14 protein-coding genes are annotated in these 16086 nt (G+C 71.1%); 3 read left to right on the top strand and 11 right to left on the bottom strand.

The window, feature by feature from the left end; translation table 11 throughout:
* Nucleotides 1-67: 67 nt before the first annotated feature.
* From SLINC_RS26220 to SLINC_RS26180, 9 genes are all read right to left on the bottom strand, one after another.
* Entirely contained in the window at nt 68-967 is a 900-nt protein-coding gene (locus tag SLINC_RS26220) for an RNA polymerase sigma-70 factor (protein ID WP_067437717.1), read from the bottom strand.
* A gap of 33 nt (nt 968-1000) precedes the next feature.
* Nucleotides 1001-2206 (bottom strand): NAD(P)/FAD-dependent oxidoreductase, encoded by a 1206-nt coding sequence (locus SLINC_RS26215; RefSeq protein WP_067437715.1) that lies wholly within the window; start codon nt 2204-2206, stop codon nt 1001-1003.
* Between the two features lie 155 nt (nt 2207-2361).
* On the bottom strand, nt 2362-3000 hold the full coding sequence (locus SLINC_RS26210; protein WP_067437713.1) for a UdgX family uracil-DNA binding protein: 639 nt from the start codon (nt 2998-3000) through the stop codon (nt 2362-2364).
* 220 nt (nt 3001-3220) lie between these two features.
* The gene (mqnE, locus tag SLINC_RS26205; protein WP_067437712.1) at nt 3221-4384 is read right to left on the bottom strand and encodes an aminofutalosine synthase MqnE; all 1164 of its coding nucleotides are present in this window, start codon (nt 4382-4384) and stop codon (nt 3221-3223) included.
* A 38-nt stretch (nt 4385-4422) separates the two neighbouring features.
* Nucleotides 4423-4878: an Lrp/AsnC family transcriptional regulator gene (locus SLINC_RS26200; protein WP_067437708.1), complete on the bottom strand. Its 456-nt coding sequence runs from the start codon at nt 4876-4878 to the stop codon at nt 4423-4425.
* Nucleotides 4879-4966: 88 nt separating this feature from the next.
* A complete protein-coding gene (locus tag SLINC_RS26195) occupies nt 4967-5632 on the bottom strand; it encodes a UbiX family flavin prenyltransferase (protein WP_067437707.1) in 666 nt (221 codons plus the stop codon).
* Between the two features lie 120 nt (nt 5633-5752).
* A complete protein-coding gene (locus SLINC_RS26190; RefSeq protein ID WP_067437705.1) occupies nt 5753-6637 on the bottom strand; it encodes an SUKH-4 family immunity protein in 885 nt (294 codons plus the stop codon).
* 665 nt (nt 6638-7302) lie between these two features.
* Nucleotides 7303-8205, bottom strand: coding sequence for a menaquinone biosynthesis prenyltransferase MqnP (gene mqnP / locus SLINC_RS26185; protein ID WP_067437704.1), 903 nt, complete (start codon nt 8203-8205; stop codon nt 7303-7305).
* Nucleotides 8202-9659, bottom strand: a complete 1458-nt coding sequence (locus SLINC_RS26180; protein WP_067437703.1) for a menaquinone biosynthesis decarboxylase — start codon at nt 9657-9659, stop codon at nt 8202-8204. Before SLINC_RS26180 ends, mqnP begins: the two co-directional genes overlap by 4 nt.
* A gap of 68 nt (nt 9660-9727) precedes the next feature.
* Between SLINC_RS26180 and SLINC_RS26175 the strand changes: the two genes are divergently transcribed.
* Together SLINC_RS26175 and SLINC_RS26170 are read left to right on the top strand one after the other, a co-directional pair.
* Nucleotides 9728-10102, top strand: a complete 375-nt coding sequence (locus SLINC_RS26175) for a PLD nuclease N-terminal domain-containing protein (protein WP_067437701.1) — start codon at nt 9728-9730, stop codon at nt 10100-10102.
* Between the two features lies 1 nt (nt 10103).
* A complete protein-coding gene (locus SLINC_RS26170; RefSeq protein ID WP_067437700.1) occupies nt 10104-11027 on the top strand; it encodes a LysR family transcriptional regulator in 924 nt (307 codons plus the stop codon).
* Here the strand turns inward: SLINC_RS26170 and SLINC_RS26165 are convergent.
* Entirely contained in the window at nt 10957-11898 is a 942-nt protein-coding gene (locus SLINC_RS26165) for a DMT family transporter (protein WP_067437698.1), read from the bottom strand. The genes SLINC_RS26170 and SLINC_RS26165 overlap by 71 nt on opposite strands.
* A 168-nt stretch (nt 11899-12066) precedes the next feature.
* On the opposite strand from SLINC_RS26165, the gene SLINC_RS26160 reads away from it, so the two are divergent.
* Nucleotides 12067-13461, top strand: a complete 1395-nt coding sequence (locus SLINC_RS26160; protein ID WP_067437696.1) for a purine-cytosine permease family protein — start codon at nt 12067-12069, stop codon at nt 13459-13461.
* Between the two features lie 57 nt (nt 13462-13518).
* Here SLINC_RS26160 and uvrA read toward each other — a convergent pair whose 3' ends face one another.
* On the bottom strand, nt 13519-16050 hold the full coding sequence (gene uvrA, locus SLINC_RS26155; protein WP_067437694.1) for an excinuclease ABC subunit UvrA: 2532 nt from the start codon (nt 16048-16050) through the stop codon (nt 13519-13521).
* Nucleotides 16051-16086 lie beyond the last annotated feature (36 nt).

Raw genomic sequence — 16086 nt, 5'->3', positions numbered from 1 at the left:
TAGCCATTACGGGCGGCGGGCCTCAAGTGCCTTCCGGCGTCACGTGCGTCACGCCACCGCTGGGAGTTCACCGCAGGGCGAGCGGGGTCTCGGATTCGACGCGGGACAGCTTCTCAGGGTTGCGGACGACGTAGAGGCCGGTGATGCGGCCGGCCTCCACGCGGGCCGCCATGATGCCGTCCAGCTCACCGTCCATGTGGATCACCAGCGCCGGGCTGCCGTTGACCACGGTGGGCCCGAAGGTGACCGGGATCCTGCTCCTGCCGAGGCCGCCGGCCAAGAGGCGGGCCACCTTGTCGGCGCCGACGATCGGCCGCAGCGCGGCGTGCTTCACGCCTCCGCCGTCGCCCATGTAGACGACCTCGGGCGCGAGCACGTCGAGCAGGCCTTGCAGGTCCCCGCCCTCCAGCGCCCGCAGGAACGAGTCCAGAGCCGCCCGCGTCTGACTCTGGGACACCACCTCGCGCGGGCGCCGGGCGTCCACGTGCCGGCGGGCCCGGTGCGCGATCTGGCGGACGGCCGCCGGGGTCTTGTCGACCGCCGCCGCGATCTCGTCGTAGCCGACGTCGAAGACCTCGCGCAGCACGAACACGGCCCGCTCGGTCGGCGACAACGTCTCCAGGACGAGCATCACCGCCATCGACACGCTCTCGGCGAGTTCGACGTCCTGGGCCACGTCCGGCGCGGTCAGCAGCGGCTCCGGCAGCCACGGGCCCACGTACGACTCCTTGCGCCGCGACATCGTGCGCAGCCGGTTGAGCGCCTGCCGGGTCGTGATGCGGACCAGGTACGCGCGCTGGTCGCGCACCTGCTCCAGGTCGACCTCGACCCACCGCAGCCAGGTCTCCTGGAGGACGTCCTCGGCATCGGCCGCCGAGCCGAGCATCTCGTACGCGACGGTGAAGAGCAGATTGCGGTGGGCGACGAACGTCTCGGTCGCCCGGTCAACGGCGTGAGCGTCACTCATGTCCTGATCATCTCCCCCTCGGCCGGCCCGGACCTAGGAAACCTGTTCGACGGCCACCGGCGCCGCCGCGCGCAGCGCCTCCAGCGCCTTCTGGCGCCCGGCGCCTCCCTTCACGCGGTGCAGGCGGTACCCGCCGGGCCTGTCCGCCTCATCGGCCAGGTGCTTCACGATGCCCTTGCACACGCCCTCCTTCATCTTCGCGCCGAGGCGACCGTCGATGTGGAACCACACCGCGACGTCGGACCTGTTGCCGAACTGGAAGATGCCGGTGTCCCGGCCCAGGCTGATGCACTGCGCTCCGAACGACTGGTTGAGGGTCTCGGGCCGCTCCTGCGCCAACCGGCTGAGCACCGTGTCGGCGGCCCGCGCACCCAGCGGCATCGCGGCCTGGCAGCTCATCCGCAGCGGCAGACCCGACGGTGCCGCCGAGTCGCCTGCCGCGACGATGCGCTCGTCATCCACGCTGGTCAGCGTCTCGTCGGTGAGCAGGCGGCCCAGGGCATCGGTGCTCAGCCCGCTGCGCGCTGCCAGGTCCGGCACGCCGAATCCGGCGGTCCAGATGGTCACCGCGCTCGGCAGCTTCCGGCCGTCGGCGAGCCGCACGGCATCGCGGGTCACCGCCGTCACCTTGGCGCCGGAGCCGTCGAGCACGGTCACGCCGAGTGCCGCGAGCCGCCCGGCCACCGAACGCCGGCCCCGGGTGTGGAGGTAGGGGCCGAGCACGCCGCCGCAGACCAGGGTGACGGTACGGCCCTGCTCGGCCAGTTCGGCGGCGGTCTCGATGCCTGCGGGCCCGGCTCCGACCACCGTCACCGCGGCCGTGGCGGGCGCGGAGTCGAGGACCGGCCGCAGCCGCTCCGCCTCCTCCAGGGTGGCGATCGGGTAGGCGAACTCGGCCGCTCCGGGCACCTGCGGGTCGGCGGTGCCACTGCCCACCGCGTAGACCAGGTAGTCGTAGCCGACCGCACCACCGCTCGCCAGCTCCACACCGCGCCCGGCCGCGTCGATCCGCGTCACGCTGTCGACCACCAGCCGGACGCCTTCCGCCAGGACCTCCCGGTAGTCGACGACGGCGGAGTCGGTCCCGCCCACCAGCTGGTGCAGACGGACCCGGTGGACGAAGGTCGGGCGCGGGTTGACCAGCGTCACGGTCACGTCGTCGCGCTGCGTCAGGCGGTTGGCCGCCATGACGCCGGCGTACCCGCCGCCGATCACGACCACATCGGTGTTCTCAGCCATGGTGTCTCCCTCGTTGCGAGCGGTTCGAGCGTCGAACGGTTCGAACGTCGAGCAGTTCGAGCGGTTCGAGCACAAGACACCGCCGCATCGATCCCTGTGACACCATGTGAGCCAGATCACTTCGAAGCGTGGCCGTCCGGACGGATTCCCGTACGTCAGCCCAGTGCCCGCGCCGCCACCTCCAAGTCCCCGACCAGCCCCCGGTACGCCGCCTCCCGGTCGTCCGACCGCAGGACCGACGAGGGATGGACGGTCGGCACCAGCCGCTCAGCCCGGCCGTGGATCTCCTCCTCCAGGACCGTCCCGCGCACCTGCGTGACCCGGAACGACGAGCCGAGCAGCGCCTTGCCGGCGGTGGCGCCGAGCACGACGATCAGCTCCGGTTCCACGAGCGCCAGTTCGGCGGCCAGCCAGGGGCCGCATGCCGTCATCTCCCTGAGGCTGGGTGCCTTGTGGATGCGGCGCTTCTTGGGTTCGGCCTGGGTGAACTTGAAGTGCTTGACCGCGTTGGTGACGTAGGTGTCGTCGGGGTCGATACCGGCTTCCGCGAGGGCGCAGTCGAGCAGCTTTCCTGCGGGGCCGACGAAGGGTTTGCCCTGGCGGTCCTCCTGGTCGCCGGGCTGCTCGCCGACGAGCATGACGTGGGCGTCGGTGTTTCCCGCGCCGAACACTGTCTGGGTGGCGTTCTCGTGGAGGGGGCAGCCGCGGCATTCGGCTGCCGCCCGGCGCAGGGTGGTGAGAGTCACCTTCTCAGGAAGGAAGGGCTCGGCGGTGTAGTCGTCCTCGGGCGCCATGGGGGCCGGGTACCCGTCGAGGGATCATCGGACTCATGCCGGGTGCGAGGCGGTCCGCGGGAAACGGGAGACGGGAGGGGGCCCATCTGTCCGTTCCCGGCCGCGGATCGTGGGGGCTTGTCGCGCAGTTCCCCGCGCCCCTGGGTGGGTACAGCCAGGCATGCTTCGACTGTCCCCACCCGCAGCCGGCCGCCGGCCTATGCGCCCCCGTCGGTCTCCGTCACACCCGCATCGGCTGGGGGGACTCCCTACGCTCCGGGTCCGGGCCCTCGTACTCCCGGATGATCTCGTACCGGGTGTTCCGCTCCACCGGCCGGAAGCCCGCGTCCCGGATCAGGTCCAGCAGATCCTCGCGGGTCAGCTTGTTCGGCGTCCCGTAGTTGTCCGCGTCGTGGGTGATCTTGTACTCCACGACCGAGCCGTCCATGTCGTCGGCCCCGTGCTGGAGCGCGAGCTGGGCCGTCTGCACGCCGTGCATGACCCAGAAGACCTTGACGTGCGGGACGTTGTCGAAGAGCAGCCGGGACACCGCGAAGGTCTTCAGCGCCTCCGCGCCGGTCGCCATCTGCGTCCGGGCCTGGAGGCGGTTCCTGACCTTGCCGTCCTTCAGGTCCACGAAGTCGTGCTGGTAGCGCAGCGGGATGAAGACCTGGAAGCCGCCCGTCTCGTCCTGGAGCTCACGCAGCCGCAGGACGTGGTCGACGCGGTGGCGGGGCTCCTCGATGTGGCCGTAGAGCATGGTGCACGGGGTCTTCAGGCCCTTCTCGTGCGCGAGGCGGTGGATCCGGGACCAGTCCTCCCAGTGGGTGCGGTGGTCCACGATGTGCTGCCGGACCTCCCAGTCGAAGATCTCCGCGCCACCGCCGGTGAGGGACTCCAGGCCCGCGTCGATCAGCTCGTCCAGGATCTCGGACGCCGACAGACCGCTGATCGTCTCGAAGTGGTGGATCTCCGTGGCCGTGAACGCCTTGAGCGACACGTTCGGCAGGGCCGCCTTGAGTTCCTTCAGCGAGCGCGGGTAGTAGCGCCACGGCAGGTTCGGGTGCAGGCCGTTGACGATGTGCAGCTCGGTGAGGTTCTCGCCCTCCATCGCCTTGGCGAGCTTGACCGCCTCCTCGATGCGCATCGTGTACGCGTCCTTCTCGCCCGGCTTGCGCTGGAACGAGCAGTAGGCGCAGGACGCGGTGCACACGTTCGTCATGTTGAGGTGGCGGTTGACGTTGAAGTGCACGACGTCGCCGTTCTTGCGCGTCCGCACCTCGTGCGCCAGGCCGCCGAGCCAGGCCAGATCGTCCGACTCGTACAGCGCGATGCCGTCCTCACGGGTCAGGCGGACGCCCTCCCGCACCTTCTCCTCCAGCTCGCGCTTGAGCCCGAGATCCATGGCCACACCTTTCTCCGACGACGTCCCCCACCGTACGTCTATGCCTCTTCGGGCAGCTCCCCGACCCGGTTCTCCCACTTCGTGGAGAGCACGATGGTGGTACGGGTACGGGAGACGCCCTTGGTGCCGCTGAGCCGCCGGATGATCTTCTCCAGGCCGTCCACGTCGCTCGCGCGCACCTTGAGCATGAAGGAGTCGTCGCCCGCGATGAACCAGCAGTCCTCGATCTCGCTGAGGTCCTTCATCCGGGCCGCCACGTCCTCGTGGTCGGCGGCGTCGGAGAGGGAGATGCCGATCAGCGCGGTGACGCCCAGGCCGAGCGAGGCGGCGTCGACGGTGGCGCGGTAACCGGTGATGACACCGGCCGCCTCCAGCCGGTTGATGCGGTCGGTGACGCTGGGTCCCGACAGACCGACGAGGCGCCCCAGCTCCGCGTAGGAGGCCCGGCCGTTCTCCCTCAGGGCCTGGATGAGCTGCCTGTCCACCGCGTCCATGCGATCGAAGCCTTCCGATGAAGAGATCCCGAAGTGATGAGAGGTACTGCCCTGTGCCCTGCTGCTCTGTGCCGTGCTGCCCTGTGCCCTACTGCCCTGTGTCCTGCCGGCCCGGCCTGCCGCCGCCCAGCTCGCCCGCCCAGCGGCGGTACAGCCCGTGTCCGACGCCCGCCGCGTCGAGGACCCGGCCGGCCACGAAGTCCACCAGGTCCTGGATGTGGGTGGCTCCCGCGTAGAAGGCGGGCGAGGCCGGTACGACGCTCGCGCCGGCGTCGTCCAGGGCGACCAGGTGCCGCAGCGTCTGGCCGTTCAGCGGGGTCTCCCGCACGGCCACGACCAGCGGCCGGCGCTCCTTGAGGGTGACGCTCGCGGCCCGTTGCAGCAGGTCCTTGGAGAGGCCGAGGGCGACTCCGGCGACACAGGCGGTGGAGGCCGGGACGATGAGCATCCCCTTCACGGGGTATGACCCCGATGACGGCCCGGCGGCGAGGTCCCCGGGGCTCCAGTGCCGTACCCGGTCGATGTCCGCCTCGAAGGTGTCCGGCTTGCCGTCGGCACCCCGGGCCAGCCATTCCCGCAGGTCGTCGCGCCAGCGCGCGTCCCGGAAGGCGATGCCGGTCTCGTCGAGCAGGGTGAGCCGCGAGGCCCGGCTGACGACGAGGTCGACGCTCTCGCCCGCCTCCAGAAGCGCACGCACCACGGACGCCGCGTACGGCGTACCGGACGCTCCCGACACCCCCACGATCCAAGGCACGCGCTGCGTTTCTCCTGCGTTCACACCCTGAGCCTACCGGCGGGCGACGCGATGTTCAGGGCGGGTGGGCTCCCGGCGGTGCCGGTCACGAGCGCGCCCCGGGTGTCACCGCCGGTGCGGTCACCGCGGCCCCTGCTCGGCGGCGTGGACGATCAGCTCCTTCAGGCCCTCCTCGCGGGAGTCGGCGGTGGTGCCGTAGTCGAAGCTGTGGGTGAACTCGGCGTGGGGGAACAGCCGTTGGAGCCAGACCGCGCAGTAGTGGCCGGGCATCATGCACGCCTCCAGCTCGGTGTAGACGCGGCGCACCTGCTCGGGCTCGACGTCCCGCGCCGCGAGGGCGTCCCAGACGAGTTCCTCCGGGTGCGGGCGGCCGGGGCCGGTGGCGTCGGTGACGATCTGCTTCTGCCCCTCGTCGTCGACGTACTCGAAGGCGGCGGAGAACGGGAAGTTGAGGGTGTGGCGCACATCGTCCAGGACGCGCGGCCACCAGCTCTCGCGGGCCTCGAAGGCGGCCGGGTCGATCGCGCGCAGCTCGGCGTTGAGCTCGCGGAAGGCGGCGGCGGCGATCTGGAGGGTGTCGGCGGCGGCGATGACGGGCGTCCGGCGGTCGAGCGCGGTCAGGGAGGTCACGAAGGCGGCCACGTCCGAGCTGACGAACAGGTCGTCCATGCCGAACTGCCCGAGGAACAGCGCCTGCACCGCCCCGTCGGCCCGCACGCACAGCTGCCCGAGCCGGTCCGTGCCCAGCCGCACCCGTCCGGCGATCTCGTCCGGCACGGTCACTCCGTGGTGCCCGGCGAACATCCCGAGGGTCGGCGCGTCGGTCTCACGGGCGGCGGTGAAGTACGCGCCCACGCTCACGGGCACACCCGTCCCGGTGAGGAGATCCCGCGCCCCCTGAGGGATCCCGTCGGCGTACGCGGCCGGGACGTCTATCCGACGCATTCCCTCCGGGCCGAAGTGCTGCACGGCCAGATCCGGCGGTGGGGTGGACTCGGACGGCATCGGAACCCCTCAAGACCTCTGACGACACGACGACGAACCCCACCGACCTTAGCCGCCACCCGGCCCGGCCCCGTCGGCGCGGGCCCTGTCTCGGCGCCACGGTGCGAGAACCGTGGCCCGCCAACCGCCCATCAGTCCCGGCCCGTCAATCCACGAGCCCACACCCGCCAACCGCCGAACCGCCAAGAGCCGGGCCCATCCGACCGCCGCCCCCGAACCACCCCACCCGCAAACGCGTCCCCCACCGGACCGTGAGCCCAGGGGCGCGCCAACCACCGGCCTGTCCGACCAGCCGCCGGGCCGCCGACCGCCGCGCCGTCAGCCCACCAGCCCCGGACCACCAATCCACGAGCCCGCAGCCGCCATACGACCGAACAAGGCACCCCAAACGGCGAAACCCGCACGCTCGGCCCACTGCACCCGCACACGCGTCCCCCACCAGACCGCGAGCCCAGGGGCGCGCCAACCACCGGGCTGTCCGACCATCCGTCGCCCGGCCGCCGACCGCCGGCCACGAATCCTCCGCCCATCAGCCCCGGGCCCTCCGACCCCTCGGCCCTGAACCGAACCGCCCCACGGCCATGGCCCTCTCGGACCGTCAGGTCAGGGGCCGTACACCCGCCCCCGGATCCCGAACCGCCGTCCAGCCCCCACCCGTCACACCGTCACACCGTCAATCCCCGCACCAACAGATCCAGCAACGCACACACGAACAACGCGATCCCGATGAACCCGTTGACGCTGAAGAACGCCCTGTTCAGCCGGGACAGGTCGTGGGGGCGGACGATGGAGTGCTCGTAGAGGAACGCGCCCGCGACGACGAGGATGCCGAACCAGAAGAAGGTGCCCGCGTCGGTCGCCACCGCGTACCAGACGAGGAGGGCCGTCGTGAGGGCGTGGCAGACGCGGGCGCCCCAGATCGCGGCCGGGATGCCGAAGCGGGCCGGGACGGACAGGACGCCGGTCTCGCGGTCGGCCTCGACGTCCTGGCAGGCGTAGATGAGGTCGAAGCCGCCGATCCAGATGCCAACGGCGAGACCCAGGATCACCGCGTCCCAGGACCACTCGCCGGTGATGGCGAGCCAGCCGCCGACCGGGCCCATCGCCTGGGCGAGGCCGAGGATGGCCTGGGGGAAGTTCGTGAACCGCTTGCCGTAGGGGTAGACGACCATCGGGATGACCGCGATGGGGGCGAGGGCCAGGCACAGGGGGTTCAGCAGCGCCGCCGAGCCGAGGAAGATCACCAGGGCGATCAGCGCGCCCGTCCAGGCGTGCTTCACCGACATCGCGCCGGTCACCAGCTCGCGCTGGGCCGTCCGGGGGTTCCGCGCGTCGAGCTCCCGATCGATGATCCGGTTCACGGCCATCGCGAAGGTGCGCAGCCCGACCATGCAGATCGTCACCAGCAGCAGCCGGCCCCAGTGGATGTTGCGGTCCCACTGGAACATCGCGGTGAGCGCGGCGATGTAGGCGAAGGGCAGCGCGAACACCGAGTGCTCGATCATCACCAGGCGGAGAAACGCCTTGGTGCGCCCCGGCTGCGGGAGCGCCGCGGAAGCTGAACTCACAGCCCGTACTCCTTCCACCGGCGGTCGACCTTCGCCGCCGTCTCCGGGTCGGACAGCACCATGTCGGGCCAGCCGCCGTCACGCGTGTAGCCCTCCTCGGGCCACTTCTTCGTGGCGTCGATGCCCGCCTTGCCACCCCAGAACTGCTGGTAGGACGCGTGGTCGAGGTGGTCGACGGGGCCTTCGACGACCGAGAGGTCACGGGCGTAGTCGGTGTTGCCGAGGGCCCGCCACGCGACCTCGTGCAGATCGTGGACGTCGCAGTCGGCGTCGACGACCACGATCAGCTTGGTCAGGGACATCATGTGCGCCCCCCAGACCGCGTGCATCACCTTCTGCGCGTGCTTCGGGTACTTCTTGTCGATCGAGAGGATCGCGCAGTTGTGGAAACCGCCGGCCTCGGGCAGGTGGTAGTCCACGATGTCCGGGATGATGATCTTGAGGAGCGGGAGGAAGAACCGCTCCGTCGCCCGGCCGAGGGGCCCGTCCTCCGTCGGGGGACGTCCTACGACGATCGACTGGAGCAGCGGCCGCTTCCGCATCGTCACGCAGTCGATCTTCAGGGCGGGGAAGGGCTCCTGCGGGGTGTAGAAGCCGGTGTGGTCACCGAAGGGACCCTCGGGCAGCATCTCGCCCGGCTCCAGCCAGCCCTCGATGACGACCTCCGCCTGGGCCGGGACCTGGAGCGGGACCGTCTTGCAGTCGACCATCTCGATCCGCTTGCCCGCGATGAACCCGGCGAACAGGTATTCGTCGATGTCCCCGGGGAGCGGCGCGGTGGAGGCGTACGACACGGCCGGCGGGCAGCCGAAGGCGATCGCGACCGGGAGCTTCTCGCCCCGGCGGGCCGCCACCTGGTAGTGGTTGCGGCTGTCCTTGTGGATCTGCCAGTGCATGCCGATGGTGCGCTTGTCGTGGCGCTGGAGCCGGTACAGGCCAAGGTTGCGGATGCCGCTCTCGGGGTCCTTGGTGTGGGTGAGCCCCAGGTTGAAGAAGGACCCGCCGTCCTGCGGCCAGGTGAACAGCGCGGGCAGCCGGTCGAGGTCGACGTCGTCACCGGTGAGGACGACCTCCTGCACCGGCGCGTCCCCGGACTTCACCTTCTTCGGCGGTACGTGCGTCATCGCGCCGAGCTTGCCGAAGGCCTCCCTGACGCCCACGAAGCCGTGCGGCAGCTCGGGCCGCAGCAACCCGCCGATCTTCTCGCTGATCTCGCCGTAGGACTTCAGGCCCAGCGCCTTCAGCAGGCGGCGGTCGGTCCCGAAGACGTTCATCGCGAGGGGCATCGCCGAGCCCTTCACGTTCTCGAAGAGCAGCGCGGGGCCGCCGGACTTCTGCACCCGGTCGACGATCTCCCCCACTTCCAGATACGGGTCCACCTCGGCCTTGATGCGCTTGAGGTCGCCCTCGCGTTCCAGCGCCCTGAGCAGGGAACGAAGATCGTCGTAAGCCATGGGGTCAAGTATCCCCGAGCCGCTACCCTGGCCCTGAACCGCCCACCGCTTTCGCTGAGAGGCCGCTCATGCTCCGGGTACTGATGTTCCTCGTGCCGCTGGCGCTGAGCGTGTACGCGTTCATCGACTGCATCAGCACCAAGGACGACGACATCCGTCACATGCCCAAGCCGTTGTGGGCGATCCTCGTGCTGCTGTTCCCGCTCGTCGGCTCGATCTCCTGGCTGATCGCCGGCAAGAAGCGCAGCCCGGCCGCGGAGGGCTGGTCCGGCGTCCGTGGCGGCGGCGGTACCGGCATGGGCCGGGGTTCGTCGCGGCAGTGGGTGGCGCCCGACGACAACCCCGACTTCCTGAAGTCCCTCAACGAGGACGAGAAGGACGGGAAGAGGGACGGCACGAAGGACGGCACGAAGGACGACGACCCGAAGCGGGACGAGCCCTGACGTGGAGTTCCGCCTCCTCGTCACCTTCGAGAAGGTCGCCACCGTCCTGAGCTTCACCCGGGCCGCGGCCGAACTGGCGTACGCGCAGTCCAGCGTGACCAGTCAGATCCGCGCCCTGGAGTCCTCGCTCGGCACCGAGCTCTTCGACCGGCTCGGCAGCCGTATCCGGCTGACGGAGGCGGGCGAGCGGCTGCTGCCCTACGCCCGGCAGATCATCGAGCTGACCGAGGAGGCGCGGGCGGCGGTCGTCGACGCCGAGGAGCCCGCCGGTTCGCTCACCGTCGGCACCATGGAGTCGCTCACCTCCTACCGGCTGCCGCCGCTGCTGGAGCTCTTCCACCACCGCTACCCGAAGGTCCGCCTCTCCCTGCGCACCACCCTCGGCGACGAGACCCGCAAGGCGCTGCGGCAGGGCACGTACGACGTGGGCTTCCTGATGGAGCCGGAGACCGAGCACGCGGGTCTGGAGAGCCGGGTGCTGGCGCCCGAGCCGCTGGTGCTGGTGGCCTCGCCCCGCCATCCGCTGACCGGGCACGTCGGTGGGCTCAAGACGGAGGACCTCGCCGAGGTCCAGCTCGTCGGCACCGAGCCGGGCTGCCCGTACCGCGATCTCTTCGAGTCCGAGCTCGCCGAGCGCACCGGGGCGCCGCCGCCCTTCATGGAGTTCGGCACGATCGAGGCCACCAAGCGGGGTGTCGCCGGTGGCCTCGGTGTCGCGCTGCTGCCCCGGATGGCGGTCGGCGCGGAACTCGCGTCCGGCATGCTGACCGAGGTGTCCTGGCAGCCGCCGTTCCAGCTGTACACACAGGTGGCGTGGCGGGCGGGGAAGCGCCTGCCACGCCATCTGCGGCTGTTCATCGACGCGTCGGTCCGGCTGGTTCAGGAGCAGACGGGCCAGCCGGGGCACTCGGCGTCCGAGGTGTGACCACCCGGGGCGCCTTCGCCAGCGTCACCTTCAGGCTCGCCATCACGATCAGCGGCACGCCCAGCGCCTGCACGAGCCCGATGTGGTGGCCGTAGACCAGCCAGTCCATGACCATCGCGACCGCCGGGTAGGTGAAGGCGAGGACGGCGATCTTCGCGGTCGGCAGCTGGGCGTAGGCGGCGTACATCAGGACGTACATCAGTCCGGTGTGGATGATCCCGAGGCCCACCAGCCACCCCCAGTCCGCGCCGGTGCCGCGCATCGCGCCGAGGTCGGCGAAGGGCAGCAGGAGCGGGATGCCTACGAGGACCTGGACTAGCGCGATGAGGTGCGGCCGTACGCCGCTGATCCGCTTGGTGACGACGGTGGACAGGCCGTAGAGCAGCGCGGCGAGGAGGGCCTGTCCGAGGCCGAGGAGATACGTCCCGCCGCCCGCGAAGTCGCCGGGCGTGACCCCCGAGACGAGGATCAGCCCGGCGAAGGCCACGCCGATCCAGCCGGCCTTGGCGGCGGTGAGCCGCTCGCGGAACAGCAGCGCCCCGAGCAGGACCACGTAGAACGGCTGGGTGTGGTAGACCACCGTGGCCACGGAGATGGACGTGCTCTCGTACGACTGGAAGAGGAACACCCAGTTGAAGACGATGAACACGCCGCCGAGGACGGCGAGCCCGAGGGTGCGGGACGTGAACCCGTGGTCGCGGAGCCAGCCGCGGGCCAGCACGTAGCCCCCCAGCGCCAGGGCGCCGAACAGGACACGGAAGAAGACGACGTTGAAGGGCGAGGCGCCCGACTCGACGACGAAGACGCCGAGGGTGCCGGAGAGCACCATCGCGGTCGTCAGCTGGGCCGTGCCCTTGTTCTGTGAGGTCATGCCCCGACGGTAGGAGCGGGCGAAGTGCCTGGTCCACGCGCCAGTGGGGCGTCCCGCCGATGGGCCCATCGGCGCTGTCGATGCGTGCAGGTTGTACGCCGTCGAGCCATCCGAAGCGGACAGTGCGCCCCTGCCCGGGACAGCGCGTGACCCGGACACTTGTCTCGCATGACGACTGCTCCGGCCGGCTCCGCCACGGCCACCGCGCCCGCGTACGGTGACAAGGTCATCGCCGTCGAGACGGCCGGCTCGGAACCGATCCCCGACGCCGAACGCCACGGCGGCCCGATTCAGTTGCTGTGGACATGGGCCTCCCCGAACATCGAGTTCGCGACGGTCTACATCGGTGTGATCTCGGTCCTCTTCTTCGGCCTGAGCTTCTGGCAGGCGACGGCGGCGCTGCTGCTGGGCACCGGGCTGGGGGCGCTCACCCACGGGATCCTGTCCCTGGACGGGCCGCGGTTCGGCGTCCCGCAGATGGCGATCGGCCGCCTCTCCTTCGGTTACCGGGGCAATGTGCTGCCCGCGGGTGTGAACGCGCTGGTCGCCGGTGTCGGCTGGTTCGCGGTGAACAGTGTGAGCGCGGCCTTCGCCCTGAACACGCTGACGGGCCTGCGCCCGCTCCCCTCGCTGCTGCTGGTGGTCACGGCGGAGATCGTGATCGGCTTCATCGGCCACAACTTCGTCCACACCTTCGAGAAGTACGCCTTCCCGGCGCTGGCGGTGGTCTTCCTGCTCGCCGGGGTCTGGACCTTCAAGGAGGCCGACCTCGGCGGATCCGGCGCGGGCGGCGGCATCGGCGGCTTCCTCCTCGCCTTCAGCGCGGCCTGGGGATACGCGGCCGGCTGGAACCCGGGCGCCTCGGACTACTCCCGCTATCTCCCCCGTACGGCGAGCCGCCTCAGGACGGCCGTGTATCCGGCCGTCGGCCTGTTCGTCTCGATCGCGGTCGTCTCGGTGATCGGCGCGGCGTCGGCGACGATCGTCGCACCGCGGGACGCCACCCCCACGGCTGCCTTCACCGGCCACCTCCCCGGCTGGCTGAGCGATCTGGTCCTGCTGGCGATCATCCTGGGCGCGGTCTCCGCGAACGCCCTCAACGTCTACTCCTCCGCCATGTCCATCACCTCACTGGGCCTGAAGCTCCCGCCATGGCTTGGGCGCGGCGCGATCGTCGTCCTGTGCGGACTCGCCGGTACGGCGGCGGCGTGGGCCTCGCTCGCGGACGCGGGGCACGCCTACGAGGCGTTCCTGCTGGTGATCGCCTACTGGGTGGGGCCCTGGCTGGGGGTCGTCCTGGTGGAACGGTGGCTCCAGGCGCGCACGCCCGACACGGACCTGGCGGGACGGCTGAGCGACCACTCCTTCTCCAACCTGCCGGGTATCACCGCCCTGTTGGCGGGCATCGTGGTGTCCGTCCCCCTGTTCTCCAACCAGGAGAAGTACGTCGGCTGGGTCCCGGACCGCTGGCCGTCCTTCGGTGACATCACCTGCCTGGTCGGCTTCGCGGTGAGCGCGGGGGTGTACGCGGCGCTGCGGGGACGGCTCGGGTCACGGGCCTGACGCGGCGCTCTCAGGGTGCGCCACCGCCCGGCACGGCCGACGGCGCACCCTCCCGCGTCACACCGGCGACCCCACCCTCAGGAACCTCCCCGTCCCGGACGCCTCCGCCGCGGCCACGTCCTCCGGCGTCCCCTCGGCGACCACCGCTCCGCCGCCCGCGCCGCCGGTGGGGCCGAGGTCGATCAGCCAGTCCGAGGCGCGGATGACGTCGAGGTTGTGCTCGATGGTCACCACGGAGTGGCCCGCGTCGACCAGGCGTTGGAGTACGGCGAGGAGGCGGGCGGTGTCGGCGGCGTGCAGGCCGGTCGTCGGCTCGTCGAGGAGGTAGAGGGTGCTCCCGGCCGCGCGGCGGCCCAACTCCTTGGCCAGCTTGAGGCGTTGGGCCTCGCCGCCGGACAGGGTAGTGGCCGGCTGGCCGAGCGGGAGATAGCCCAGGCCGACGTCCGCGAGGCGCCGTAGCCGGGAGGCGACCGCGGGGACGTCCTTGAACACCGTCAGGGCCTCGTCGACCGTCGCCCGGAGCACTTCGCTGATGTCGTGGCCGTCATGGCGCACCGCCAGGATCTCGTCGCGGAAGCGGCGGCCCCGGCAGGCCGGGCAGCGCACCTCCACGGCCGGCAGGAAGTGCATGTGGACGCTCAACACCCCGGCGCCCTCGCAGCGTTCGCAGCGCCCGCCACCGGCGACGTTGAAGGAGAAGGCACCGGGCGTCAGCCGCCCGCCCGAGCGTGCCGCGAAGACCTCCCGGATCGGGGTGAAGACGTCCGCGTAGGTCGCCGCGTTCGAGCGGGGCAGCCTGCTGATGGGTTCCTGGTCGATCGTGACGACCTTGCCGACGTGCTCCCAGCCGTCGATCCCGTCGTGCTCGCCCGGCGGATCCCCGGCCCCGAGGAAGTGCCTGCGCGCGGCCCTGTCCAGTACGTCCAGCAGCAGCGTCGACTTGCCCGACCCGGAGGGGCCGGTCACCGAGACCAGCCGGCCGAGGGGGATCCGTACGGTGACGTCCCGGAGGTTGTGGGCCCGGGCGCCCCGGATCACCAGCGCCCGGTCGCCGGCCCCGCGCGCCCTCGACCGCGGTGCCGGGAGCCGCCCCGAGAGATAGGCGCCGGTCACCGACCCCTCGGTCGCGGCCACCTCGTCCGGGGTGCCCTGGGCGACGATCAGGCCGCCGTCCCGGCCCGCGCCCGGGCCGACGTCCACGACGTGGTCCGCGGTGCGCAGCACGTCCAGGTCGTGCTCGATGACGAGGACCGTGTTGCCCAGGTCGCGCAGCCGGCGCAGGACGTCGACCAGGCGGCCGGTGTCCGCCGGGTGCAGGCCGATGGTCGGTTCGTCCAGGACGTAGAGGACACCGGTGAGGCCCGAGCCCAGGAGGGCGGCCAGGCGCAGGCGCTGGGTCTCGCCCGCCGACAGGCTGGGCGTGGACTGGTCCAGGGTCAGATAGCCGACACCGACGTCGACCAGGCGTCGTACCCGCTCCTCCAGGTCGGCGACGACGGGCTCGACCAACGGCCACTCCTCGGGGGCGACCCGCTGTCCCAACCCGCCGACCCAGGCGGCCAGTTCGTCCAGCGGGAGGCGGGCCGCCCGGTCGATCGTCAGGCCGTGCACGGTGACCGCCCGGCTCTCCGGCCGCAGCCGGGTCCCCTCGCACGTCCGGCAGGCCTCCTTCACCAGCGCCTGCTTCTCGGTGCGTTCCCGGTACTCGGCGTCCTCGATCCGCTCGGCGTACCGCCGCATCAGGGCCGTCACCACGCCCTCGAAACGGCCGGCGGCCACGGTCGCGGGCGGCTCCACCGAGGGGAACCTCCGCCGGAACTCCGGGCTCTCCGCGCCGTACAGGATCAAGTCCTGTTGTGCGGCGCCGAGTTCGTCGAAGGGGAGGTCGGGGTCGAAGGCGAGTCCGTAGTGGGCGGCGGCCGCCCGCAGCAACTCGACGTTCCGTTCGGCGGCTCTCGGGTGCAGGCCGAGGACCGCTCCCCCGGCGAGCGAGCGGGTGCCGTCGACCAGGCGTCGGACGTCCGCCCGGAACACCTCGCCGAGGCCGGTGCACTCCGGGCAGGCCCCGGCGGGCTTGTTGAAGGAGAAGGCGCCCATCACCAGCTCGGGCAGCGGGGTCCCGCAGTGCGGGCAGGGGGTGCGCTCGCCCTCGGCGTTCTCGGCGTCCGCGGCGTTCTCTGCGGTCTCGTCGTCGTACGCGTAGGTGTGGGACGGCGGGACGCTCCCCCCGCACCCCTGGCACACCCGCACACCTATCCGCGACCACAGCAGCCGCAGATAGGTGAACACCTCGGTGACCGTGCCGACCGTCGAGCGCGGGCTGCGGTTGGTGTGGTGCTGGTCGACGCTGATCGACGGCGACAGGCCCGTGACGGAGTCCACCGAGGGCCGGCTGACGAACGGCGTGACCATGCCCAGCGACTCCATGTACTGCCGCTGTCCCTCCCGGTGGAGGGTGTCGAGCGCGAGGGTGGACTTGCCGGAGCCGGAGAGGCCGGTCAGGACCACCAGCTTGTTCCTGGGGATCGAAAGGGAGACGTTCCGGAGATTGTGCAGACGGGCGCCATTGACTCGGATGCAGTCGTCCATGCCTTCAAGTTTTTCATTGAAGTCGCGAGTTGAGAC

The sequence above is a fragment of the Streptomyces lincolnensis genome (assembly GCF_001685355.1).
Taxonomy (GTDB): Bacteria; Actinomycetota; Actinomycetes; order Streptomycetales; family Streptomycetaceae; genus Streptomyces; species Streptomyces lincolnensis.
Note: the sequence above shows the minus strand (reverse complement) of the source record. Positions and strands in the feature narration are given on the sequence as shown.

Bases quoted from the DNA above. Each gene is read 5' to 3' on its own strand.
- SLINC_RS26220 (WP_067437717.1), bottom strand. From the start codon at position 967: ATGAGTGACGCTCACGCCGTTGACCGGGCGACCGAGACGTTCGTCGCC.
- SLINC_RS26215 (WP_067437715.1), bottom strand. From the start codon at position 2,206: ATGGCTGAGAACACCGATGTGGTCGTGATCGGCGGCGGGTACGCCGGC.
- SLINC_RS26210 (WP_067437713.1), bottom strand. From the start codon at position 3,000: ATGGCGCCCGAGGACGACTACACCGCCGAGCCCTTCCTTCCTGAGAAG.
- mqnE (WP_067437712.1), bottom strand. From the start codon at position 4,384: ATGGATCTCGGGCTCAAGCGCGAGCTGGAGGAGAAGGTGCGGGAGGGC.
- SLINC_RS26200 (WP_067437708.1), bottom strand. From the start codon at position 4,878: ATGGACGCGGTGGACAGGCAGCTCATCCAGGCCCTGAGGGAGAACGGC.
- SLINC_RS26190 (WP_067437705.1), bottom strand. From the start codon at position 6,637: ATGCCGTCCGAGTCCACCCCACCGCCGGATCTGGCCGTGCAGCACTTC.
- SLINC_RS26180 (WP_067437703.1), bottom strand. From the start codon at position 9,659: ATGGCTTACGACGATCTTCGTTCCCTGCTCAGGGCGCTGGAACGCGAG.
- SLINC_RS26175 (WP_067437701.1), top strand. From the start codon at position 9,728: ATGCTCCGGGTACTGATGTTCCTCGTGCCGCTGGCGCTGAGCGTGTAC.
- SLINC_RS26165 (WP_067437698.1), bottom strand. From the start codon at position 11,898: ATGACCTCACAGAACAAGGGCACGGCCCAGCTGACGACCGCGATGGTG.
- SLINC_RS26160 (WP_067437696.1), top strand. From the start codon at position 12,067: ATGACGACTGCTCCGGCCGGCTCCGCCACGGCCACCGCGCCCGCGTAC.
- uvrA (WP_067437694.1), bottom strand. From the start codon at position 16,050: ATGGACGACTGCATCCGAGTCAATGGCGCCCGTCTGCACAATCTCCGG.